The 15688-nt window shown below is 69.3% G+C and carries 19 protein-coding genes; 10 read left to right on the forward strand and 9 right to left on the reverse strand.

Annotation, left to right across the window (positions count from 1 at the left end; all coding sequences use genetic code 11):
• The gene (locus KY497_RS06100; RefSeq protein ID WP_141388182.1) at positions 1-525 is read right to left on the reverse strand and encodes a TetR/AcrR family transcriptional regulator; all 525 of its coding nucleotides are present in this window, start codon (positions 523-525) and stop codon (positions 1-3) included.
• A gap of 81 nt (positions 526-606) precedes the next feature.
• On the opposite strand from KY497_RS06100, the gene KY497_RS06105 reads away from it, so the two are divergent.
• The gene (locus KY497_RS06105; protein WP_219870079.1) at positions 607-1317 is read left to right on the forward strand and encodes an MBL fold metallo-hydrolase; all 711 of its coding nucleotides are present in this window, start codon (positions 607-609) and stop codon (positions 1315-1317) included.
• Between the two features lie 9 nt (positions 1318-1326).
• Here KY497_RS06105 and KY497_RS06110 read toward each other — a convergent pair whose 3' ends face one another.
• From KY497_RS06110 to KY497_RS06120, 3 genes are all read right to left on the reverse strand, one after another.
• Positions 1327-1890 carry a cysteine hydrolase family protein gene (locus KY497_RS06110; protein WP_219870080.1) on the reverse strand — a complete coding sequence of 188 codons (564 nt, stop codon included), beginning with the start codon at positions 1888-1890 and terminating at the stop codon, positions 1327-1329.
• The gene (locus KY497_RS06115) at positions 1887-3329 is read right to left on the reverse strand and encodes a cytosine permease (protein ID WP_055865793.1); all 1443 of its coding nucleotides are present in this window, start codon (positions 3327-3329) and stop codon (positions 1887-1889) included. The genes KY497_RS06110 and KY497_RS06115 overlap by 4 nt, the downstream gene beginning before the upstream one ends.
• A 68-nt stretch (positions 3330-3397) precedes the next feature.
• Positions 3398-4681 (reverse strand): M18 family aminopeptidase, encoded by a 1284-nt coding sequence (locus tag KY497_RS06120; RefSeq protein WP_219870081.1) that lies wholly within the window; start codon positions 4679-4681, stop codon positions 3398-3400.
• Between the two features lie 150 nt (positions 4682-4831).
• Between KY497_RS06120 and KY497_RS06125 the strand changes: the two genes are divergently transcribed.
• Together KY497_RS06125 and KY497_RS06130 are read left to right on the forward strand one after the other, a co-directional pair.
• Positions 4832-5458, forward strand: coding sequence for a hypothetical protein (locus tag KY497_RS06125; protein WP_219870082.1), 627 nt, complete (start codon positions 4832-4834; stop codon positions 5456-5458).
• Between the two features lie 19 nt (positions 5459-5477).
• Positions 5478-5789 (forward strand): EamA family transporter, encoded by a 312-nt coding sequence (locus KY497_RS06130; RefSeq protein WP_258185936.1) that lies wholly within the window; start codon positions 5478-5480, stop codon positions 5787-5789.
• Here KY497_RS06130 and KY497_RS06135 read toward each other — a convergent pair whose 3' ends face one another.
• Complete coding sequence (locus tag KY497_RS06135; RefSeq protein ID WP_256934635.1) at positions 5790-6446, reverse strand: response regulator transcription factor; 657 nt, start codon at positions 6444-6446, stop codon at positions 5790-5792.
• A gap of 272 nt (positions 6447-6718) precedes the next feature.
• Here KY497_RS06135 and KY497_RS06140 point away from each other — a divergent pair, with 272 nt between their 5' ends.
• Positions 6719-7816 carry a sensor histidine kinase gene (locus tag KY497_RS06140; RefSeq protein ID WP_256934636.1) on the forward strand — a complete coding sequence of 366 codons (1098 nt, stop codon included), beginning with the start codon at positions 6719-6721 and terminating at the stop codon, positions 7814-7816.
• Between the two features lie 254 nt (positions 7817-8070).
• Here the strand turns inward: KY497_RS06140 and KY497_RS06145 are convergent, their stop codons facing one another.
• On the reverse strand, positions 8071-8814 hold the full coding sequence (locus KY497_RS06145; protein WP_258185937.1) for a GntR family transcriptional regulator: 744 nt from the start codon (positions 8812-8814) through the stop codon (positions 8071-8073).
• 168 nt (positions 8815-8982) lie between these two features.
• Here KY497_RS06145 and KY497_RS06150 point away from each other — a divergent pair, with 168 nt between their 5' ends.
• The 4 genes from KY497_RS06150 (at position 8983) to KY497_RS06170 (ending at position 12597) form a co-directional block, all read left to right on the forward strand.
• Positions 8983-9912, forward strand: coding sequence for a phosphate/phosphite/phosphonate ABC transporter substrate-binding protein (locus tag KY497_RS06150; protein WP_219870083.1), 930 nt, complete (start codon positions 8983-8985; stop codon positions 9910-9912).
• A gap of 110 nt (positions 9913-10022) precedes the next feature.
• Entirely contained in the window at positions 10023-10934 is a 912-nt protein-coding gene (locus KY497_RS06160) for an FAD-dependent oxidoreductase (protein WP_258185938.1), read from the forward strand.
• Positions 10931-11497 carry an HAD hydrolase-like protein gene (locus tag KY497_RS06165; protein WP_219870084.1) on the forward strand — a complete coding sequence of 189 codons (567 nt, stop codon included), beginning with the start codon at positions 10931-10933 and terminating at the stop codon, positions 11495-11497. Before KY497_RS06160 ends, KY497_RS06165 begins: the two co-directional genes overlap by 4 nt.
• Positions 11498-11508: 11 nt before the next feature.
• Positions 11509-12597, forward strand: coding sequence for an alcohol dehydrogenase catalytic domain-containing protein (locus KY497_RS06170; RefSeq protein WP_219870085.1), 1089 nt, complete (start codon positions 11509-11511; stop codon positions 12595-12597).
• Between the two features lie 19 nt (positions 12598-12616).
• Here the strand turns inward: KY497_RS06170 and KY497_RS06175 are convergent, their stop codons facing one another.
• From KY497_RS06175 to KY497_RS06185, 3 genes are read right to left on the reverse strand one after another with little or no spacing between them, the layout of a single operon-like run.
• Positions 12617-13186: a CinA family protein gene (locus KY497_RS06175; protein WP_219870086.1), complete on the reverse strand. Its 570-nt coding sequence runs from the start codon at positions 13184-13186 to the stop codon at positions 12617-12619.
• Entirely contained in the window at positions 13183-13596 is a 414-nt protein-coding gene (locus KY497_RS06180; RefSeq protein WP_055865765.1) for a CBS domain-containing protein, read from the reverse strand. The genes KY497_RS06175 and KY497_RS06180 overlap by 4 nt, the downstream gene beginning before the upstream one ends.
• Complete coding sequence (locus tag KY497_RS06185) at positions 13593-14072, reverse strand: FHA domain-containing protein (RefSeq protein ID WP_219870087.1); 480 nt, start codon at positions 14070-14072, stop codon at positions 13593-13595. Before KY497_RS06185 ends, KY497_RS06180 begins: the two co-directional genes overlap by 4 nt.
• A 187-nt stretch (positions 14073-14259) precedes the next feature.
• On the opposite strand from KY497_RS06185, the gene KY497_RS06190 reads away from it, so the two are divergent.
• Both KY497_RS06190 and KY497_RS06195 read left to right on the forward strand, forming a co-directional pair.
• Entirely contained in the window at positions 14260-14607 is a 348-nt protein-coding gene (locus KY497_RS06190) for a hypothetical protein (RefSeq protein WP_017829293.1), read from the forward strand.
• 166 nt (positions 14608-14773) lie between these two features.
• Positions 14774-15658: an SDR family oxidoreductase gene (locus KY497_RS06195; protein WP_055865759.1), complete on the forward strand. Its 885-nt coding sequence runs from the start codon at positions 14774-14776 to the stop codon at positions 15656-15658.
• Positions 15659-15688 lie beyond the last annotated feature (30 nt).

Raw genomic sequence — 15688 nt, forward strand, 5'->3', positions numbered from 1 at the left:
TCAGCCGGCCATCCCGGCGGTGAGTCGACGCAGGCCGTACTCGAAAGCGCGGTCGACGTCGCCGCCGAGGCGGAATGCTCCGGACAGCTCCATCTGCAGGAACCCGGTCGCCCAGGCGGTGAACAGGCGGGCAGCGTCCAGCGCGTCCTCCTCGCCGACCATGGCGGATGCTGCGCGGATCAGCGGAGCGGCCGAGCGCTCGAGGGCATCGTGCGGAGCGGCGATCGTGAACATGAGGCGGAAACCCTCGGGGTGCTCCTGCGCGAAGCCGCGATAGGTGTGCGCGAGCGCGCCGATGTCGTCGCCCGCAGCTTCGAGCCGCGCGGTGAGAGCGTCGATCGACGCGGTGGCGACGGCGGCGTGCAGGGCGTCCCGATCCCGCACCCGCTTGTAGAGCGAGGGGGCGCGGACGCCCACCCGATCCGCGACCGCCTGCATCGTGAGACCCGAGGGGCCGGCGACCTCGAGGATCTCCCGCCCCGCCGCGACGATCTCCTCGGTGGACGTGCGTTCGGGTGTCGGCATCGGATCCTCCTGGATGGCTATTGACAATAGCCATCATAGCTACGTAACGTAGCCATCGCAATCATCCCGAGAGGATCCGTCATGAAGCTCGCACCCCGCCTGCACCGCCTGGGCAACGACATCGTCGCCTCGTACCTCATCGACCTGCCGGAGGGGATCACCCTGATCGATGCGGGCCTTCCTGGGCATTGGCGCGACCTCCAGCGCGAGCTCGAACTGATCGGTCGTCCGCTGTCCGATATCCGCGGCCTCGTCCTCACCCACGGCGACGGCGATCACATCGGCTTCGCCGAGCGGCTGCGCACCGAGGCGGAGGTGCCGGTGTACATCCACACGGCCGACGCGCATCGAGTCCGCACCGGAGAGAAGCCCAAGACCGCGATCGGACCGGCGAGGATCGGGCCCACGCTCGGCTTCTTCGCCTACGGCCTGCGCAAGAGCGCCCTGCGCACACCGCACGTGTCCGTCGTCACGGAAGTCGTCGACGGCGACGTGCTCGATCTGCCCGGTGCTCCGGTCGTCATCGGAATGCCCGGCCACTCGCCGGGGAGCATCGCGGTGCACGTGCCGGCCGTCGACGCGGTGTTCGTCGGCGATGCGCTGACCACCCGGCACGTGCTGACAGGCCGGACCGGGGCTCAGCCCGCGCCGTTCACCGACGAGCCGGAGCGGGCGCTCGCCTCCCTCGACAAACTGGCGGGAGTCTCGGCATCGTGGGTGCTTCCCGGCCACGGAGCGCCCTGGCACGGCTCCCCGGCCGACATCGCCGCCGCGGTGCGGGCCTCGGCTTGACGCTCGCGGTCAGGGGGTGCCGAGCACGGTCGGGGTGTCGCTGACGATGATCTGCGGGGGATACAGCCCCATCACCTGCAGGGCGGCCGCATGGTTCTCGGCGGTCGACCCGGCGCAGGCATCGGCCGCGATCGTGACGTGAGCGCCGGCGTCTGCGGCGGCCAGTGCCGTCGAGATCACGCAGCAGTCGGTCGAGACCCCGGCGAGCACGAGATGCCCTCCGCGTCCGACGACCGCCTCGAGCTCGGGCCCCCACTTGCCGAACGTCGGCAGGTCGATGCTCGGATGCGGGGAGAGGCCGGCGGCTTCGGGCACCAGGGCGAACAACGGGTCGCTCGGCGGCTGGTCGGCGAACGGCCATGCCGCGAAGTAGTCACCCCACGAGGTGGACCGATCGGCCGTCGGCATCCAGCGGGTGACGAGCACACGGTCGCCGAACGCGTCCGCGAGGGCGCGGATGCGTGGCATCGCCTCGCCGAAGAACGGTGAACCCCACGCGGAGTCGGGCGCGGCGAAGATCGCCTGCGGATCGATCACCACGAGCCAGGTGTCCCCGGTCGCCGGAGCGTTCACACCGCCTCCTGGCGCCGGATCTTCGCAGCCCTGGCGAAGTAGGTCACGAGGAACGACAGCACCAGGGCGAAGAACACCCCGAGGTTCGCATACGCCCACTCCCCGTCCCTGCCGCCGATGAGGAACAGCAGGTAGCCCTGCCAGTTGTTCCACGCGGCATCCTCGGCGAAGTTGTTCACGACCAGGCCCCAGCCGATCACGCTCGTGACGACCAGGGTGCCGATCGAGGTCCAGTCCCACGCGCCGTAGCGACCGTTCTGATCGAACAGGGCCTCTTCGTCGTAGTCCTTCTTCCGGCGCAGGATGTCGGCGATCAGGATGCCGGCCCACGAGGCGAGCGGCACACCGAGCGTGATCAGGAAGCTCTGGAACGGACCGAGAAAGTCGGTGGCGAAGAACACCACGAAGACGGTGCCGATCGTGAGGATCACGCCGTCGATCGCCGCAGCCGACGGACGGGGGATGCGGATGCCGAGGCTGAGCAGCGTCAACCCGGAGGAGTAGATGCCCAGCACCGCTCCCGAGACGAGCGCGAGCACGGCGGTGAGCAGGAAGGGCACGAGCACCCACGTCGGCAGGATGGAGGCGAGCGCGCCGATCGGATCCGCAGCGATCGCGTTCATGAGATCTTCGTCGGATCCGCCCAGCAGCAGACCGAACACCACGAGGATCACCGGTGCCACCGATCCTCCGATCGTGTTCCAGGCGACGATCGCTCCGTCGGATGCCGTGCGCTTCTGGTAGCGCGACCAGTCGGCGGCGATGTTGATCCAGCCGAGGCCGAATCCGGTCATCACCATCACGAGCGCCCCGATCACCTGGCCGATGCCGCCGTCGGGTCGGGCCAGCACGGCGGCGAGGTCGATCGCCGGTGCGGCGAGGATGATGTAGAGCACGGTCACGACGCCGGTGATCCACGTGAGCACCGACTGCAGCTTCATGATCGTGTGATAGCCGAGCACGGATGCCGTGACGATCAGTGCGGCGACGATCGCGGTCGCGACGACCTTGAGCCACACGCTGTCGCCGTCGCCTCCGAGCTGCGTGATGACGGTCGCGGTGGCGAGCACGGCCAGGATCGCGAGGAACGTCTCCCACCCGATCGAGGTCAGCCACGAGACGATGCCCGGCACCTTCTGGCCCTGCACGCCGAAGGCCGCGCGGGAGAGCACCATGGTGGGCGCCGAGCCGCGCTTGCCGGCGATGGCGATGAGCCCGCAGAGCAGGAACGACACCACGATGCCGATGACCGAGACGATGGTCGCCTGCCAGAACGAGATGCCGAAGCCGAGCACGAACGACCCGTACGACATGCCGAACACCGACACGTTCGCGGCGAACCACGGCCAGAAGAGGTCGCGAGGCTTCGCGGTGCGCTCGGACTCGGGGATGATCTCGATGCCCGCACGCTCGATGAGGGCCGGCTTGATGTCCGTCATCCTCACATCCTGGCACTGCCGGGGAGCGGCCGGGTGGCTTTCGTGAGGGGGTGGATCCGCCGCCGGGGTCAGCCGGCGAAGAACGACTGCGCCGTGCGGGCCAGATCGTGAAGGTCGCTGACCCCGGCGAGCTCTCGTGCGGAGTGCATCGACAGGATCGGGATGCCCACGTCTACCGTGCGGATGCCGAGGCGGGTCGCCGTGATCGGGCCGATCGTCGAGCCGCACGGCACGCTGTTGTTCGACACGAACTCCTGCGTCGCGACGCCGGCGCGCTCGCACCAGGTCCGCCACGACGCCGTGCCGATCGCATCCGTCGCGTAGCGCTGGTTGGCGTTGATCTTCAGGATGGGGCCGGAGCCGAGCACCGGCTGCACCACGGGATCGTGCTTGGCGGCGTAGTTGGGGTGCACCGAGTGGCCGACGTCGCTCGACAGGCACCACGACGAGGCATAGGCCCGGCGCCGTGCGGATCCGTCGGCGCCGAGTCCCGCGTACAGGCGCTCGAGCACGTCTTCGAGGAAGGGGCCGGCGGCGCCCGAGCGCGATTCCGAGCCGAGCTCCTCGTGGTCGAACGCGGCGAGCACGGCGATCGGCGCTCCGGGTGCCGGTTCCTGCGCCTCGAGGGCGACCACACCGGCGTGCACCGAGGCGAGATCGTCGAGGCGGCCCGAGGCGAAGAACGCGCTGTCCTTGCCGAAGACCGCTCCGCGTGCGGAGTCGGCGACGACCACGTCGTAGCCGCGGATCTCGGACGCGGAGACGTCCGCAGACGCGGCGAGTTCGGCGAGGATGTCGGCGTCTGTCGCCTCTCCCAGTCCCCACACCGGCTGCGTCTCGGTCTGCTTGTCGAGGGCCAGGCCGTTGTTCACGCCGCGGTCGAGGTGGATCGCCAGCTGTGGCAGTCGCAGCAGCGGACCGGTGTCCGCCAGCACGACACGGCCGTCCGCCAGAGCCAGTCGCCCGGCGAGGCGCAACTCGCGGTCGAGCCACGAGTTCAGCAGCGGGCCGCCGTACACCTCGACGGCGGCCTGCAGCCAGCCGCGCGAACCGGTGGTCGGCTGCGGCTTGAGCTTGAAACCGGGGGAATCGGTGTGCGCACCGAAGATCTGCACGGGTGTGGTCGCCACGGCATCCGCTGGCACGACCCAGGCGATCGCCGCACCGTCGCGCACGACCACGTACCGACCGCCGGCCGGTGTCGGCCAGGCATCCTCTTCGCGCAGCCGCGTGAACCCTGCGGCTGCCAGCCGTCGCGCGACCTCCTCCGCCGCGTGGTAGCTCGAGGGCGACGCGGCGACGAAGTCGGCGAGATCCTCGGCGTGGGCGAGGGCTGCGGGGGTGACGGGCATGTCGTGACCTTCCTGAAGAGCGCGGTCCTTCGAGCGTAGTCGCGGTCTCCGTTCGGCAACGGCGCTATCGTTTTCGCGCCCGCCCGGGTTAGCCTTCCACTGGGGGAGACGCCGGTTCGGGGTCTCCGGTATTCGGGGAGAAGCTTTCACATGCGTGCGAACACACGTCTGTCCGTTCGTCGCGCCGTCGCGGGCGCGACATCAGCACTGCTGTTGGCAGCAGGCCTCACCGTCGTGACCGACGCGATCGCACCGACACCGGCCTCGGCCGCGCAGGACCCGACGAGCTGTCAGGGAACGGTGGCGCTGGTCAACGGCGGTTTCGAGGCGCCGGTGCTCCCGAACGCCTCGGTATCGCTCACGTCGGCCCCGCTGGTTCCCGGGTGGTCGACCACCGACAGCCTGAACCAGATCGAGCTCTGGAGCAGCGGTTTCAACGGCGTCACCGCGGCCGCGGGTCGGCAGTTCGCCGAGCTCAACGCCAACTCTCCGAGCAGGCTCTTCCAGGACGTCGCGACGACCCCGGGGCAGACGCTCTCCTGGTCGCTGAAGCACCGAGGACGCAGCGGCACCGATGTGATGCGCGTCGTGATCGGGTCGCCCACCGGCACTCTCGTGCAGAACGGCCCCAACCTCTCGGACGGGAGTGCGGCCTGGGGCTCCCACACCGGCACCTACACCGTGCCCGCAGGGCAGACGGTGACGCGCTTCGGCTTCCAGGCGGTCAGCTCGGCAGGGGGCGTCTCCTCCGTCGCCTGCTCACGACCAAGTCGGTGACCTCTCGCCGGTCGCCTTCATGGTCGGCACCACGCTGCTGCAGATCCCGTTCTACTCGATCGCGGTGCGCAGGCGCTGGAGTGCGGTCCGCGCGCTCGGGCGCACGCAGTGGCGCCGCATCCTCGCCTTCGGCATCCTGTCGCCGCTGTCGTACATCCTGGTGCTGACGGCGATCCAGATCGCCCCGGTCGCGCTGGTGGCGCCGCTGCGTGAGGTCAGCGTCGTACTGGTGAGCCTGTTCGGGGTGTTCGTGCTGCGGGAGTCGCGCCCGGCGTGGCGGATCGCGGCGTCGCTCGTCGTGGTCGCCGGGATCGTGCTGCTCGCGTGGTGATCAGCGGAAGCTGACGAGACCGGCGTGCGCGGCGGTCACGAGGATCTGCACGCGGTCGCGCAGGTGCCACTTGGACATCATGCGTCCGAGGTGGGCTTTCACCGTGCCCTCGGAGACGATGAGCGCCTTGGCGATCTCGGCGTTCGACATGCCCTGTGCCAGGCAGTGCAGCACCTCGACCTCGCGCTCGGTGAGCGGCTCGAGTGCGGCGGCATCCGCCGCCACGGGGGTCGAGTCGCGCACGTGCTTGATGAGCATCGAGGCGATGCGAGGGGAGAGCGAGCTGGCACCGCTGTGCACCTCGCGGACGCCGGTGACGATGTCGTCGGCGCTGGAGTCCTTGAGCAGGTAGCCGGAGGCGCCGGCGCTCAGCATCGGAAGCACCGTGTCGCTGCCATCGAGCGTCGTGACGGCGAGCACACGAACGTGAGGCCAGCGTTCGGCGATCACACCGGTGGCTTCGATGCCGTCCATCTCGGGCATCTGCACGTCCATCATCACCACGTCGGGCTGCTCGCGTTCGACGGTGGCGATCGCCTCCACGCCGTCTTCCGCCTGTGCGACCACGGTGATCTCCGGGTCGCGCGACACGAAGTGCGACAACGCCGAACGGACCAGTGGATCATCGTCGACGATCACGACACGGATTCCCTGCATAGGGGGAAGCCTAACGGCGCGGGCGCCCGGACGACGTCATGTAGACCTTTGGCCAAAAACCTCTGGACGTGAGACAGATGTGCGCCACGCAGATCGCCGAGAAGATGAATACAGACATCGACAAACGACTACATAATGGAGGTGAATGTAATGACTTTCTGGCAGCAGGTTGGCAAGTTCTTCGGTCTTCACCGCTAGAGTACCTGGCGAAAAGGAGATAGTGAACCATGGCCTTCGACCAATCCACTCGAGGATCGGCGGATACGCTCCGCTTGACCCGCGGTGAGAAGCTCAGCGCGATCGAGCGCATCGTCGTCTTGGTCATCGTCACCATCACCGTCGCCACGGACCTCATAGGCTTCTTCACCACACCGGGTGTCAACCCGGTCGCACTGTTGGTGAGCGTTGCATCCACTGCAGCGTTCGTCCTCTACCTCTGGAAGCCGCTCATCGCGACATGTGCCCTCGGGGTCGTGTTCGCATCGTCTTTCCTCACCGGATCAGAGCTCCAGGTCCTGACAGCCGCCGCAGTCGCGGCCGGCTTCGTCATGAGACTGGGGTGGACATCGCTGATCCTCTCTTACACCGGCGTTTTCCTGGTCGCGGCGGCCATCGTGGCCAACGGCGACGCCGATTCCGGCGTCAACGTCGCGCTGTATCTCATCTTCGCCACCGTGGCAGGAGCTGTCGGGTTCGCCCTTCGGCTCGCCTTCGCCCGGGGGAGTCGTCTCGAGCGCGAGCTCGAGGAGAGAGCCGAGCAGGAACGTCAGGCCGTACTCGCCGAGCGGCGATGGATCGCCGGTGAGCTGCACGACAGCATCGCGCACCACCTCACGGTGGTGGCGCTGCACGTGCAGATGCTCGAAGACCCCGAGACCAGCAACGACTCGCAAGAAGCGATCCGCGTCGCCGCGCGCAAGGCGATGACAGATCTCCGCTTCGTGATCGAACTCGCGGACGACGGTCCGCAGTCCTCCAGCGTGCAGACCGGCGACCTCGCGGCAGCGATCGACGAGGCGCAGGGCGAGTTCGAATCGGCCGGTCACTCCGTGGCCCGCGAGGGAGACCCTCGCGACGAGCGCATCCCGCGTGCGGTCGAGATCGTCCTCGCGCGCATCGTGCGCGAGTCAGCCACCAACATCCTCAAATACGCAGGCCCCGGCGAGGTGCAGATCGACCTCGCCGTGGACGACGAGGTCGCGCACCTCACGCTGCGCAGCCCCCTCCCGACGACCCCACGCCGCGAGCTCTCCTCCAGTCGCACCGGCCTCGGCCGGATGGCGGAGCGGGTGATGGGAGCGAGCGGCGAGTTCAGCGCCGACGAAATCGACGGATTCTGGGTCGTGTCGGCCCGACTTCCCGTCGTCTGATGCTCTAGAGTGTGTGAGCACCCTTTCCACGATCCGCGAGAGCCTAGACGAAAGTCTAGAGAAGTCTCGACGTTCGACCCTGTGGAACGCGTTGCGATCAGCCGTAGTCTGAAAGCTCCCCAGATAAAGCGTCCCCAGCGCTGCGATCGCGGGCGCGGTCTTTCTGGCTTCTGAAACACTTTGCGCGCTCGCGATCGCCTTCTGCGTTAACGGCCGATTCTCCGGCCTCCCGCCACGGGGTTCCACATGCCCGGCTAGCCGCCCACTGCTCGCATGTAGTGGCCGTCCGTGGAGATCCCCGAGGCTGCGACCGTGAAGCGCACCACCTCGCTGAGGTACCGATCCTCCGAAGCCTCGAAGATCCGTCCCTCCGCGTCGCGCGATGTGCGGGTGAGACGCAGGATGGGCGTGCCCCGGGGCACTCGCAGCAGCGCGGCATCCTGATCGTCGGCGGCCACGGCATCGATCACGTGCTGCAGGGTGACGATCGGATGCCCGACCGATGACAGGTACTCCGCGATGGAGACCTCGTCGAGGTTCACCTCGAACAGCCGGCGTCCGGCGACCTCCGTGTAATTGAGGCGCTCCAACATGGTGGGCCTGCCGTCGAGCAGGCGCAGCCGCACCACGCTCACGATCGTGTCGCTCGCGTCGACGCCCAGCGCCGCTCCCAGCTCGCCGGCACGGCGCAGGCTCAACTCCTGCGTCTGGACGCCGGGGGTGACGCCGAGCTCGCGCGCCCACCGCGTGAACGGCACCGACACGTCGACGGCCTGGTTGGCTTTGCGGGCGACGACGCGAGCGGGTCTGCCGCGGCTCGTCTCGATCAGGCCCTCGCCGCGCAGCGCGGCCAGGGCGTTGCGGATCGGCCCGCGCGAGGTATGCCACCTCTCGGCGAGGTCGGCCTCGGTCGGGACGTCGTCGCCGGGACGCAGCGCGCCCGCAGCGATCTGCGCGCGAAGGTCATCGGCGATCTGGGTGTACACAGCTTCAGCCACATAGGTACATTACTTCGTCAGCTCGAGCGACGCGACCGCGTTCCGGGAGTGTTCATCCAGAAGAATGCTCGGTAAACGAGCCCTGAACTCTTCCGAGTTAGGTACATATCTCGCGTCTGCACCTGAGAGAGTCTTCCGTGGATCACCCCTCACACCCTGAAGGTCCTCATGAAGCTTCGCGCTCTCCCCGCCCTCGCCGGCGTCGCGCTCCTCGCCCTCGGCCTCGCCGCGTGCTCCGGCTCGGCAGATGCCGCCGGCACTCCCGGCGCCGACGAGTCGTCCTCCGCCAGCGGATTCGCCGTCGATGAGAACACGCTCGTCTTCGGCGTCGTGCCCGACTCGGTCGACACCGAGACGAACTACCAGCCGCTCATGGACTACGTCGCCGAGATCACCGGCAGGACGGTCGAGTACCACGAGTCCACCGACTACGCCGCCCTGATCGAGGCCGCCGTCGCCGGCAAGGTCGACGTCGCGTCGTTCTCCGGCTTCACCTACGTGACCGCCACCAACAACGGCGCCAAGCTCACCCCCATCTCCTCGATCGTGACCGAAGAGGGCCAGGAGCCCGGTTACTACTCGCAGGCGATCGTGCCCGCGGGCAGCGACATCACGAGCATCGAGGACTTCAAGGGCAAGAAGGTCTGCTTCGTCGACCCGTCCTCGACCTCCGGCTACCTGTTCCCGTCGTACAACCTGCTCAAGGCCGGCATCGGCCCCAATACCGACATCACCCCGGTCTTCGCCGGCAAGCACGATGTCAGCGTCACCAAGGTCGGCGAGGGCGTCGAGTGCGAGGCGGGCTTCGCCGAGGACTCCGAGGTCGAGAAGTCGGACAAGGTCAAGGTCATCGACGAGACGATGGTCCCCGGTGCGCCGCTGGTCTACTCGTCCACTCTTCCCGACGACGTCTCGAAGAAGCTCATCGACGGTCTCTCCGAGATCACGATCGACGACATCATCGCCGCCGGGGTCGACGGCGCAGACACCGATGCCTTCCGCAGCGTCTTCTACGCCACGAAGCCGGTCGACGACGCGTACTACGACCTGATCCGCGACATCTGCAAGGAGACCGAAGCGGAGCAGTGCCAGGGCTGAGCCCGGCCTGACCCCTTCGCCATACACGGCGCCCTCCGTCTCGCCCGCCTCTCGTGCGGGCGAGACGGAGGGCACCACCGCACGACTCACGACACCACAGGAGCTACGACATGACCGCCTCGGCATCCGACGCCCTCATCCGCCTCGACGGCGTGACGAAGACCTTCGGGACGACCGCTGCACTCAAGGGGGCCTCTCTGGAGGTGTCCCGCGGCGAGATCGTCGTGCTCCTCGGCCTCTCCGGCTCGGGGAAGTCGACCCTGCTGCGCCACCTCGGTGGAGCGCACATCGAGAGCGATCTGCAGACCGACCCCCGTACGGCCGCCGATGCGATCGTGCGCCACCTGGCGGGACTCGGCGTCGACTTCCGGTTCCGCACCGCGGTGACCGCCGTGGGGGCGGGGCACGTGGACACGACGCGCGGTCCGATCACCTGCGGCAGCGTCGTCGTCGCCGTGAACCACGACATCGATCAGCTGCTCCCCGACGTCGCGGAGCGGCACGGGGTCGTGCGCTGCGCCCTCGACATGATGCGGGCGGCCGTGTCGTTCCGGCATCCGCTCGCAGCTCCCCTGCTCACCGGTTGGTCCCTCGTGCGGTACGGTCGCTTCGCCGACGGGCCGGAAGCCGGGGCCCTGCGCGAGCGCCTGCACGCCGATCGCCCCGACCTCGCCGCGATCGACCTCAACCAGATGTACACGCAGCTTCCCGACGGGACGCTCATCATCGGCGACTCGCACTCCACAGCCACGGCCCCGGCGCCGTTCCAGCCCGAGGCTGCGTTCACCGCCTTCCTCGCGGAGGCCGAAGCGCTGTTCGACGCCCCGGCGCCGCGCGTGATCGAGCGCTGGCAGGGCGTGTACGCGAAGGGGCCGCAGGAATTCCTGATCGATCGTGGCGACGACGGCGTGCTGGTGCTCGCCGCGACCACCGGCATCGGGATGACCACGGGCCTGGGACTTGCCGAAGAGAACCTCGCCGCCGCCTTCGGGTGGGCGGCAGCAATGGAAGGAACATCATGACCACTCCTCTCGAACTCGTCGTGCTCGACATGGCGGGAACCACAGTGCTCGACGACGGCGTCGTCGAGCAGGCGTTCCAGCGCGCCGCCGAGCGCACGGGCGTCGCGGACCGGATGCCGTGGGACGAGGCGCTGGACTACGTGCGCGTGACCATGGGGCAGTCGAAGATCGACGTCTTCACGCACCTCTCCGGCGGCGATGCCGAGGCGGCAGCACGGGCGACGGCCGCCTTGGAGGGCGCCTATGCCGAGATCGTCTCCGAGCAGGGCGTCTCCGAGATCCCCGGCGCCGCCGACGCGATCCAGGGGTTGAAGGACTCCGGGCTGAAGGTCGTGCGCACGCAGACCTCGTCGGTGCACGCAGTCGCGGTCGCCGGCGACACCGTCAGCGACGTCGAGTCGGGCCGTCGGGCCGGCGCCGGCTTCGTCGCGGGTGTGCTGACCGGCGCGCACGATCGCCCGGCTCTGAGCGCCGCGGGGGCGGATGCCGTGCTGAGCGACGTCACCGCTTTGCGCGGTGTGCTCGCCCAGCGCGACCTGCTCCCGCTCGTCGCGACCTCCTGAGAGGACTCGACATGGGAACGCTGCTGATCCGTCCTCCCGGCCATCGCCGGGACGTCGCGCTGCGCCCTGCCGCGACCGCGATGGTGTGGGTCGGCGAAGGCCATCCGCACGAGACGATCGCCGTGCCGGGCGTCGCGCTCGGTGACGGCGACGTGCTCGTGGCCATCGAGATGTCGACGATCTGCGGCTCGGATGTGCACACCGTGCAGGGGCGCCGCTCGGCCCCGACTCCTCTGGTGCTCGGACACGAGAGCGTCGGACGGGTCATCGCGACCGGTGACGGCGGGGCGCACACGGTCGACGGTACTCCGCTGCGCATCGGCGACCGGGTGGTCTGGTCGGTGACGGTGTCGTGCGCGAGCTGCGACCGGTGCCTGCAGGGGATGCCGCAGAAGTGCCGCGACCTGGGGAAGTACGGGCACGACAAGGTCGGGGCGCACGGCGACCTCACCGGAGCCTTCGCGAGTCACGTACAGCTGCGAGAGGGGACGGCCATCGTGCGGGTTCCCGAGGCGCTCCCCGCCTCCGTTCTCGCGCCCGCGTCCTGCGCCACGGCGACAGCCTGGGCTGCGGTGGCCAGGGCCGCGAAGGACCGCGATCTCGACGGAGCGCGTGTGCGGATCCACGGCGCGGGACTGGTCGGACTCTCCGCCGCGGCCATCGCCGCCGAGCAGGGTGCGACCGTGGAGGTGCTCGATCCCAACCCCGAGCGACGTGCCCTCGCCGCACGCTTCGGTGCGACCGGCCTCGACGGCGAGCCCGACGTCGTGATCGAAGCCTCGGGGCACGCGGTGGGCGAGGCTCTCTCGGGCGTCGCGGTCGGGGGAACCGTCGTGCTCGTCGGCAGTGTGTTCCCGGCCGATCCGGTGCCGTTCGACGCCGAGAGCATCGTGCGGCGCCTGGTCACCGTCGCCGGCATCCACAACTACACGGGGGCCGAACTCGCCGAAGCCGTGGCCTTCCTCGCCGGACGAGGGCGGGCCTACCCGTTCGCGGACGCGGTCGGTGCGGTGCGCGGACTCTTCGAGATCGACGCGGCGCTCGTGGAGGCGGCCTCCCCGGGGGCTCCTCTTCGGATCGGACTCGTTCCGGGGCAGTGATGCGCCCGGGACACAGGCCCTAGACGCCGTCGTCCTGCCCTCGTCGGGGGCCGAGTGGGCGCAGCCTTTCGGCGTGGAAGGCGAGCAGGCGGACGGCCGCATCGACGGTCGCGGCCAGGATCTCCTCGGGGTCGCCGACCAGGGCGAGCCTGCGGTGGCCCTGGTCCTCGGCGGTGGCCCAGCCCAGGACGACGGTCCCTGCGGGATGCCCGCCCTGCGCGTCGGGGCCGCCGACGCCCGTGGTCGACACGGTGAGGTCGGCGTCGAACAGGCGACGTGCCCCCACGGCGAGCTGCTCGGCGCACGCCGCCGAGCACGGATCCGTCCCGGGCGTCAGCCCGAGAACGCGCTCCTTCACGGCTGTCATGTAGGCGACGATGCCGCCGGCGAACCACTCGGAGGCACCCTCGCCGGCGCCGATCGTGTGCGCGAGCATGCCCGAGGTGAGCGACTCTGCCACGGCGATGCGCAGCCCCCGCGCGGCGGCGAGTTCGCTCAGCCGTGCGATGTGGCCGCGCGTATCGGGGACGCTCATCGCCTCGGCGCCGGGGGCCTGCGCAGCATCGGGGGTGTCGTCGTGCAGGGTCACCGCGAGATGCTCTCCACGGTCTTGCCGGTCGTCGATGCGGACAGCGAGCGTGCGACGTCGGCCTGACTCACGATGCCGACCAGACGACGGTCGGTCATCACGGGCAGCCGTCGCACCTGGTTCTCCTGCATCCGGTCGAGGGCCACGCGGATGTCGTCATCCGCATCCACCGTGACCGGCTTGCCCTTAGCGAGCGCTGACGCCGGGGTGGTCTCCGGATCCATGCCCAGGGCGATCGCACCCACCACGATGTCGCGGTCGGTGAGCATGCCCTTCAGCTTGCCGTCCTCGCCGCAGATCGGCAGGGCTCCGACGTCCAGATCCGCCATGACCGAGGCGGCGATGCGCAAGGAATCGTTCACCCCGATGCAGCGCGGCCTCGGAGTCATGAGGTCGCGCGCGGTGGTCATCGCTCTTCGCCCTCGTCGTAGTCCGGACGCGGCGGCTGCAACGGCTGGTCGGAATGCTCCCCACCCGCACGGCCTCCGTACGGCCGTCCGTGATCGGCGAACTCCTCGCGTGCGAAGACCAGGGTCCACGGGCCCGCCGTGAAGTGCGCTCCGGTGCGCAGCGTCTCGGAGTTCTCGTCGGCGTGGGTCGCGTCAACGCCCAGGCTCGCGTTCGTCTCACCCTCGCCGTGCAGCGTCAGCACGTACTCGTCGCGGTCGTCGTGTGTGATCGTGGCATGCACGGGATCGGTGTCGGCCAGGCGCAGCTCGTTGTCCTCGGCGGAGCCGATCCGCACCACGTCGTCGCTCAGCGCGAACTCGGTGCGCTCGTCGTCCCTGGTGATGCGCAGTCGGGGGTTGCCCGCGCCCCAGGGGGCGTGCGTGGTGGTGGGCGTGTAGCCCTCGTCGGGACGGTCGTCGATGTGTCGGTCGTTCATGGCAGTGCCCTTCGAGTCGAGTGTCCCGAGGCTAGGCTCCGGGCGACGTCTCGCCGAGGGGGTTGACTTCGGGGCGTCGAGTGGGCATCGGGCGCGACCGCGGGGACAGGAGGTATCCGGCGGCGGAGTGCGCGAGAATGGAGCGAAGCCGTCGTCCCGGCCAGATAGCGACCAAGGAGCACCACCAATGGGAAAGTTCGTCTACGAAGGCGGCGTGAAGACCGAGATCGAGGACCGCGCCCTCACCCACCTGCAGCTCGTGATCACCGCGAAGCTGCGGCGCGGGGAGCCCTTCCCCTTCAGCTGGCGCGAAGACGCGAGCGTGGGCGGCGGGCGCACCACCGTGTGGATCCAGCCCGGCAGCTCTCTCGTGTTCAAGTACTTCGGCAGCCGTCAGCCCTCCATCAACCGGGCCTGGATCGAGGCGCTCGCGTTCACCGCGAACGCGCCCAGCGGTCTCTACCTCGTTCCCGAGCCCGCCGAGGCTGGCGAGGAGCCCGGCGCCGGCGAGGTCCCGGTCACCCCTCCTCTCTGACCTTCGGGCTCGCCTCGAGACCCACCTGTATCGTCGAAACCCACTCGTGGACGCGCGTCCACCGGTGGGTTTCGTCGTCGAGCATGGGTGTCGACGAGAGCTGGTCGGTCGGCAGGAGCTGTCAACCCCCTGACGGAGCACGAGACGATCGGAGAGGGTGGGACCCATGACCGACGACACCACCGACCCCCGCCACGCGCACCGCGAAGAGGGCTTTCCCGCACAGCACCAGAATCAGCCGGGCCTGACCGAACAGACCCGCCCGGAACCGGACCACGGCGAACGCACCTACGTCGGCCATGGTCGTCTGGAGGGACGCCGCGCCCTCATCACGGGCGGAGACTCGGGCATCGGACGAGCCGTCGCGATCGCCTTCGCACGGGAGGGCGCCGACGTCGCCATCGCGCACATGCCCGAGGAGCAGGACGACGCGGAGGACACGCTCGCCCTGGTGCGCGAGACGGGGCGCGCAGGAGTGGGCTTCGCGGGTGACCTGCGCGACGAGACGTTCGCGACCGACATCGTCGCCCGGACGCGGCGCGAACTCGGCGGACTGGACGTGCTCGTGCTGAACGCCGGCTACCAGCACGACATCGACGGCTTCGAGACGCTGGAGACGGAGCGGATGCGCCGGGTGTTCGACACGAACCTCGCCGGCATGCTGTTCTCGGCACGGGCGGCCTATCCCGACCTCCCGCCGGGAGCGAGCATCATCGTGACGGCATCCGTCCAGGCCTACAACCCCTCGCCGGGACTCATCGACTACGCCATGACGAAGGCCGCACAGGTGGCGTTCGTGAAGGCCCTCGCAGAAGAGGCGGGCCCGCGGGGCATCCGCGTCAACGCCGTCGCACCCGGCCCGATCTGGACGCCGCTGATCCCGGCGACCGGATGGGATGCCGAACGGCTGGCGACCTTCGGCGCCGACACCCCGCTGGGGCGGGCAGGCCAACCCGCGGAGCTCGCCGGTACCTACGTGTACCTGGCGTCGGCGGAATCGTCGTACACCTCCGGATCTGTCATCGCGGTCACCGGCGGCAAGTCCCTCTGATCCGCGCCGAGGCGGCGGCCCGGAGAGGGG

The sequence above is a fragment of the Microbacterium sp. PAMC22086 genome (genome assembly GCF_019443525.1).
In the GTDB taxonomy this organism is placed as follows: Bacteria; Actinomycetota; Actinomycetes; order Actinomycetales; family Microbacteriaceae; genus Microbacterium; species Microbacterium maritypicum.

Bases quoted from the DNA above. Each gene is read 5' to 3' on its own strand.
- KY497_RS06100 (WP_141388182.1), bottom strand. From the start codon at position 525: ATGCCGACACCCGAACGCACGTCCACCGAGGAGATCGTCGCGGCGGGG.
- KY497_RS06105 (WP_219870079.1), top strand. From the start codon at position 607: ATGAAGCTCGCACCCCGCCTGCACCGCCTGGGCAACGACATCGTCGCC.
- KY497_RS06115 (WP_055865793.1), bottom strand. From the start codon at position 3,329: ATGACGGACATCAAGCCGGCCCTCATCGAGCGTGCGGGCATCGAGATC.
- KY497_RS06120 (WP_219870081.1), bottom strand. From the start codon at position 4,681: ATGCCCGTCACCCCCGCAGCCCTCGCCCACGCCGAGGATCTCGCCGAC.
- KY497_RS06125 (WP_219870082.1), top strand. From the start codon at position 4,832: ATGCGTGCGAACACACGTCTGTCCGTTCGTCGCGCCGTCGCGGGCGCG.
- KY497_RS06130 (WP_258185936.1), top strand. From the start codon at position 5,478: ATGGTCGGCACCACGCTGCTGCAGATCCCGTTCTACTCGATCGCGGTG.
- KY497_RS06135 (WP_256934635.1), bottom strand. From the start codon at position 6,446: ATGCAGGGAATCCGTGTCGTGATCGTCGACGATGATCCACTGGTCCGT.
- KY497_RS06150 (WP_219870083.1), top strand. From the start codon at position 8,983: ATGAAGCTTCGCGCTCTCCCCGCCCTCGCCGGCGTCGCGCTCCTCGCC.
- KY497_RS06160 (WP_258185938.1), top strand. From the start codon at position 10,023: ATGACCGCCTCGGCATCCGACGCCCTCATCCGCCTCGACGGCGTGACG.
- KY497_RS06165 (WP_219870084.1), top strand. From the start codon at position 10,931: ATGACCACTCCTCTCGAACTCGTCGTGCTCGACATGGCGGGAACCACA.
- KY497_RS06170 (WP_219870085.1), top strand. From the start codon at position 11,509: ATGGGAACGCTGCTGATCCGTCCTCCCGGCCATCGCCGGGACGTCGCG.
- KY497_RS06180 (WP_055865765.1), bottom strand. From the start codon at position 13,596: ATGACCACCGCGCGCGACCTCATGACTCCGAGGCCGCGCTGCATCGGG.
- KY497_RS06185 (WP_219870087.1), bottom strand. From the start codon at position 14,072: ATGAACGACCGACACATCGACGACCGTCCCGACGAGGGCTACACGCCC.
- KY497_RS06190 (WP_017829293.1), top strand. From the start codon at position 14,260: ATGGGAAAGTTCGTCTACGAAGGCGGCGTGAAGACCGAGATCGAGGAC.
- KY497_RS06195 (WP_055865759.1), top strand. From the start codon at position 14,774: ATGACCGACGACACCACCGACCCCCGCCACGCGCACCGCGAAGAGGGC.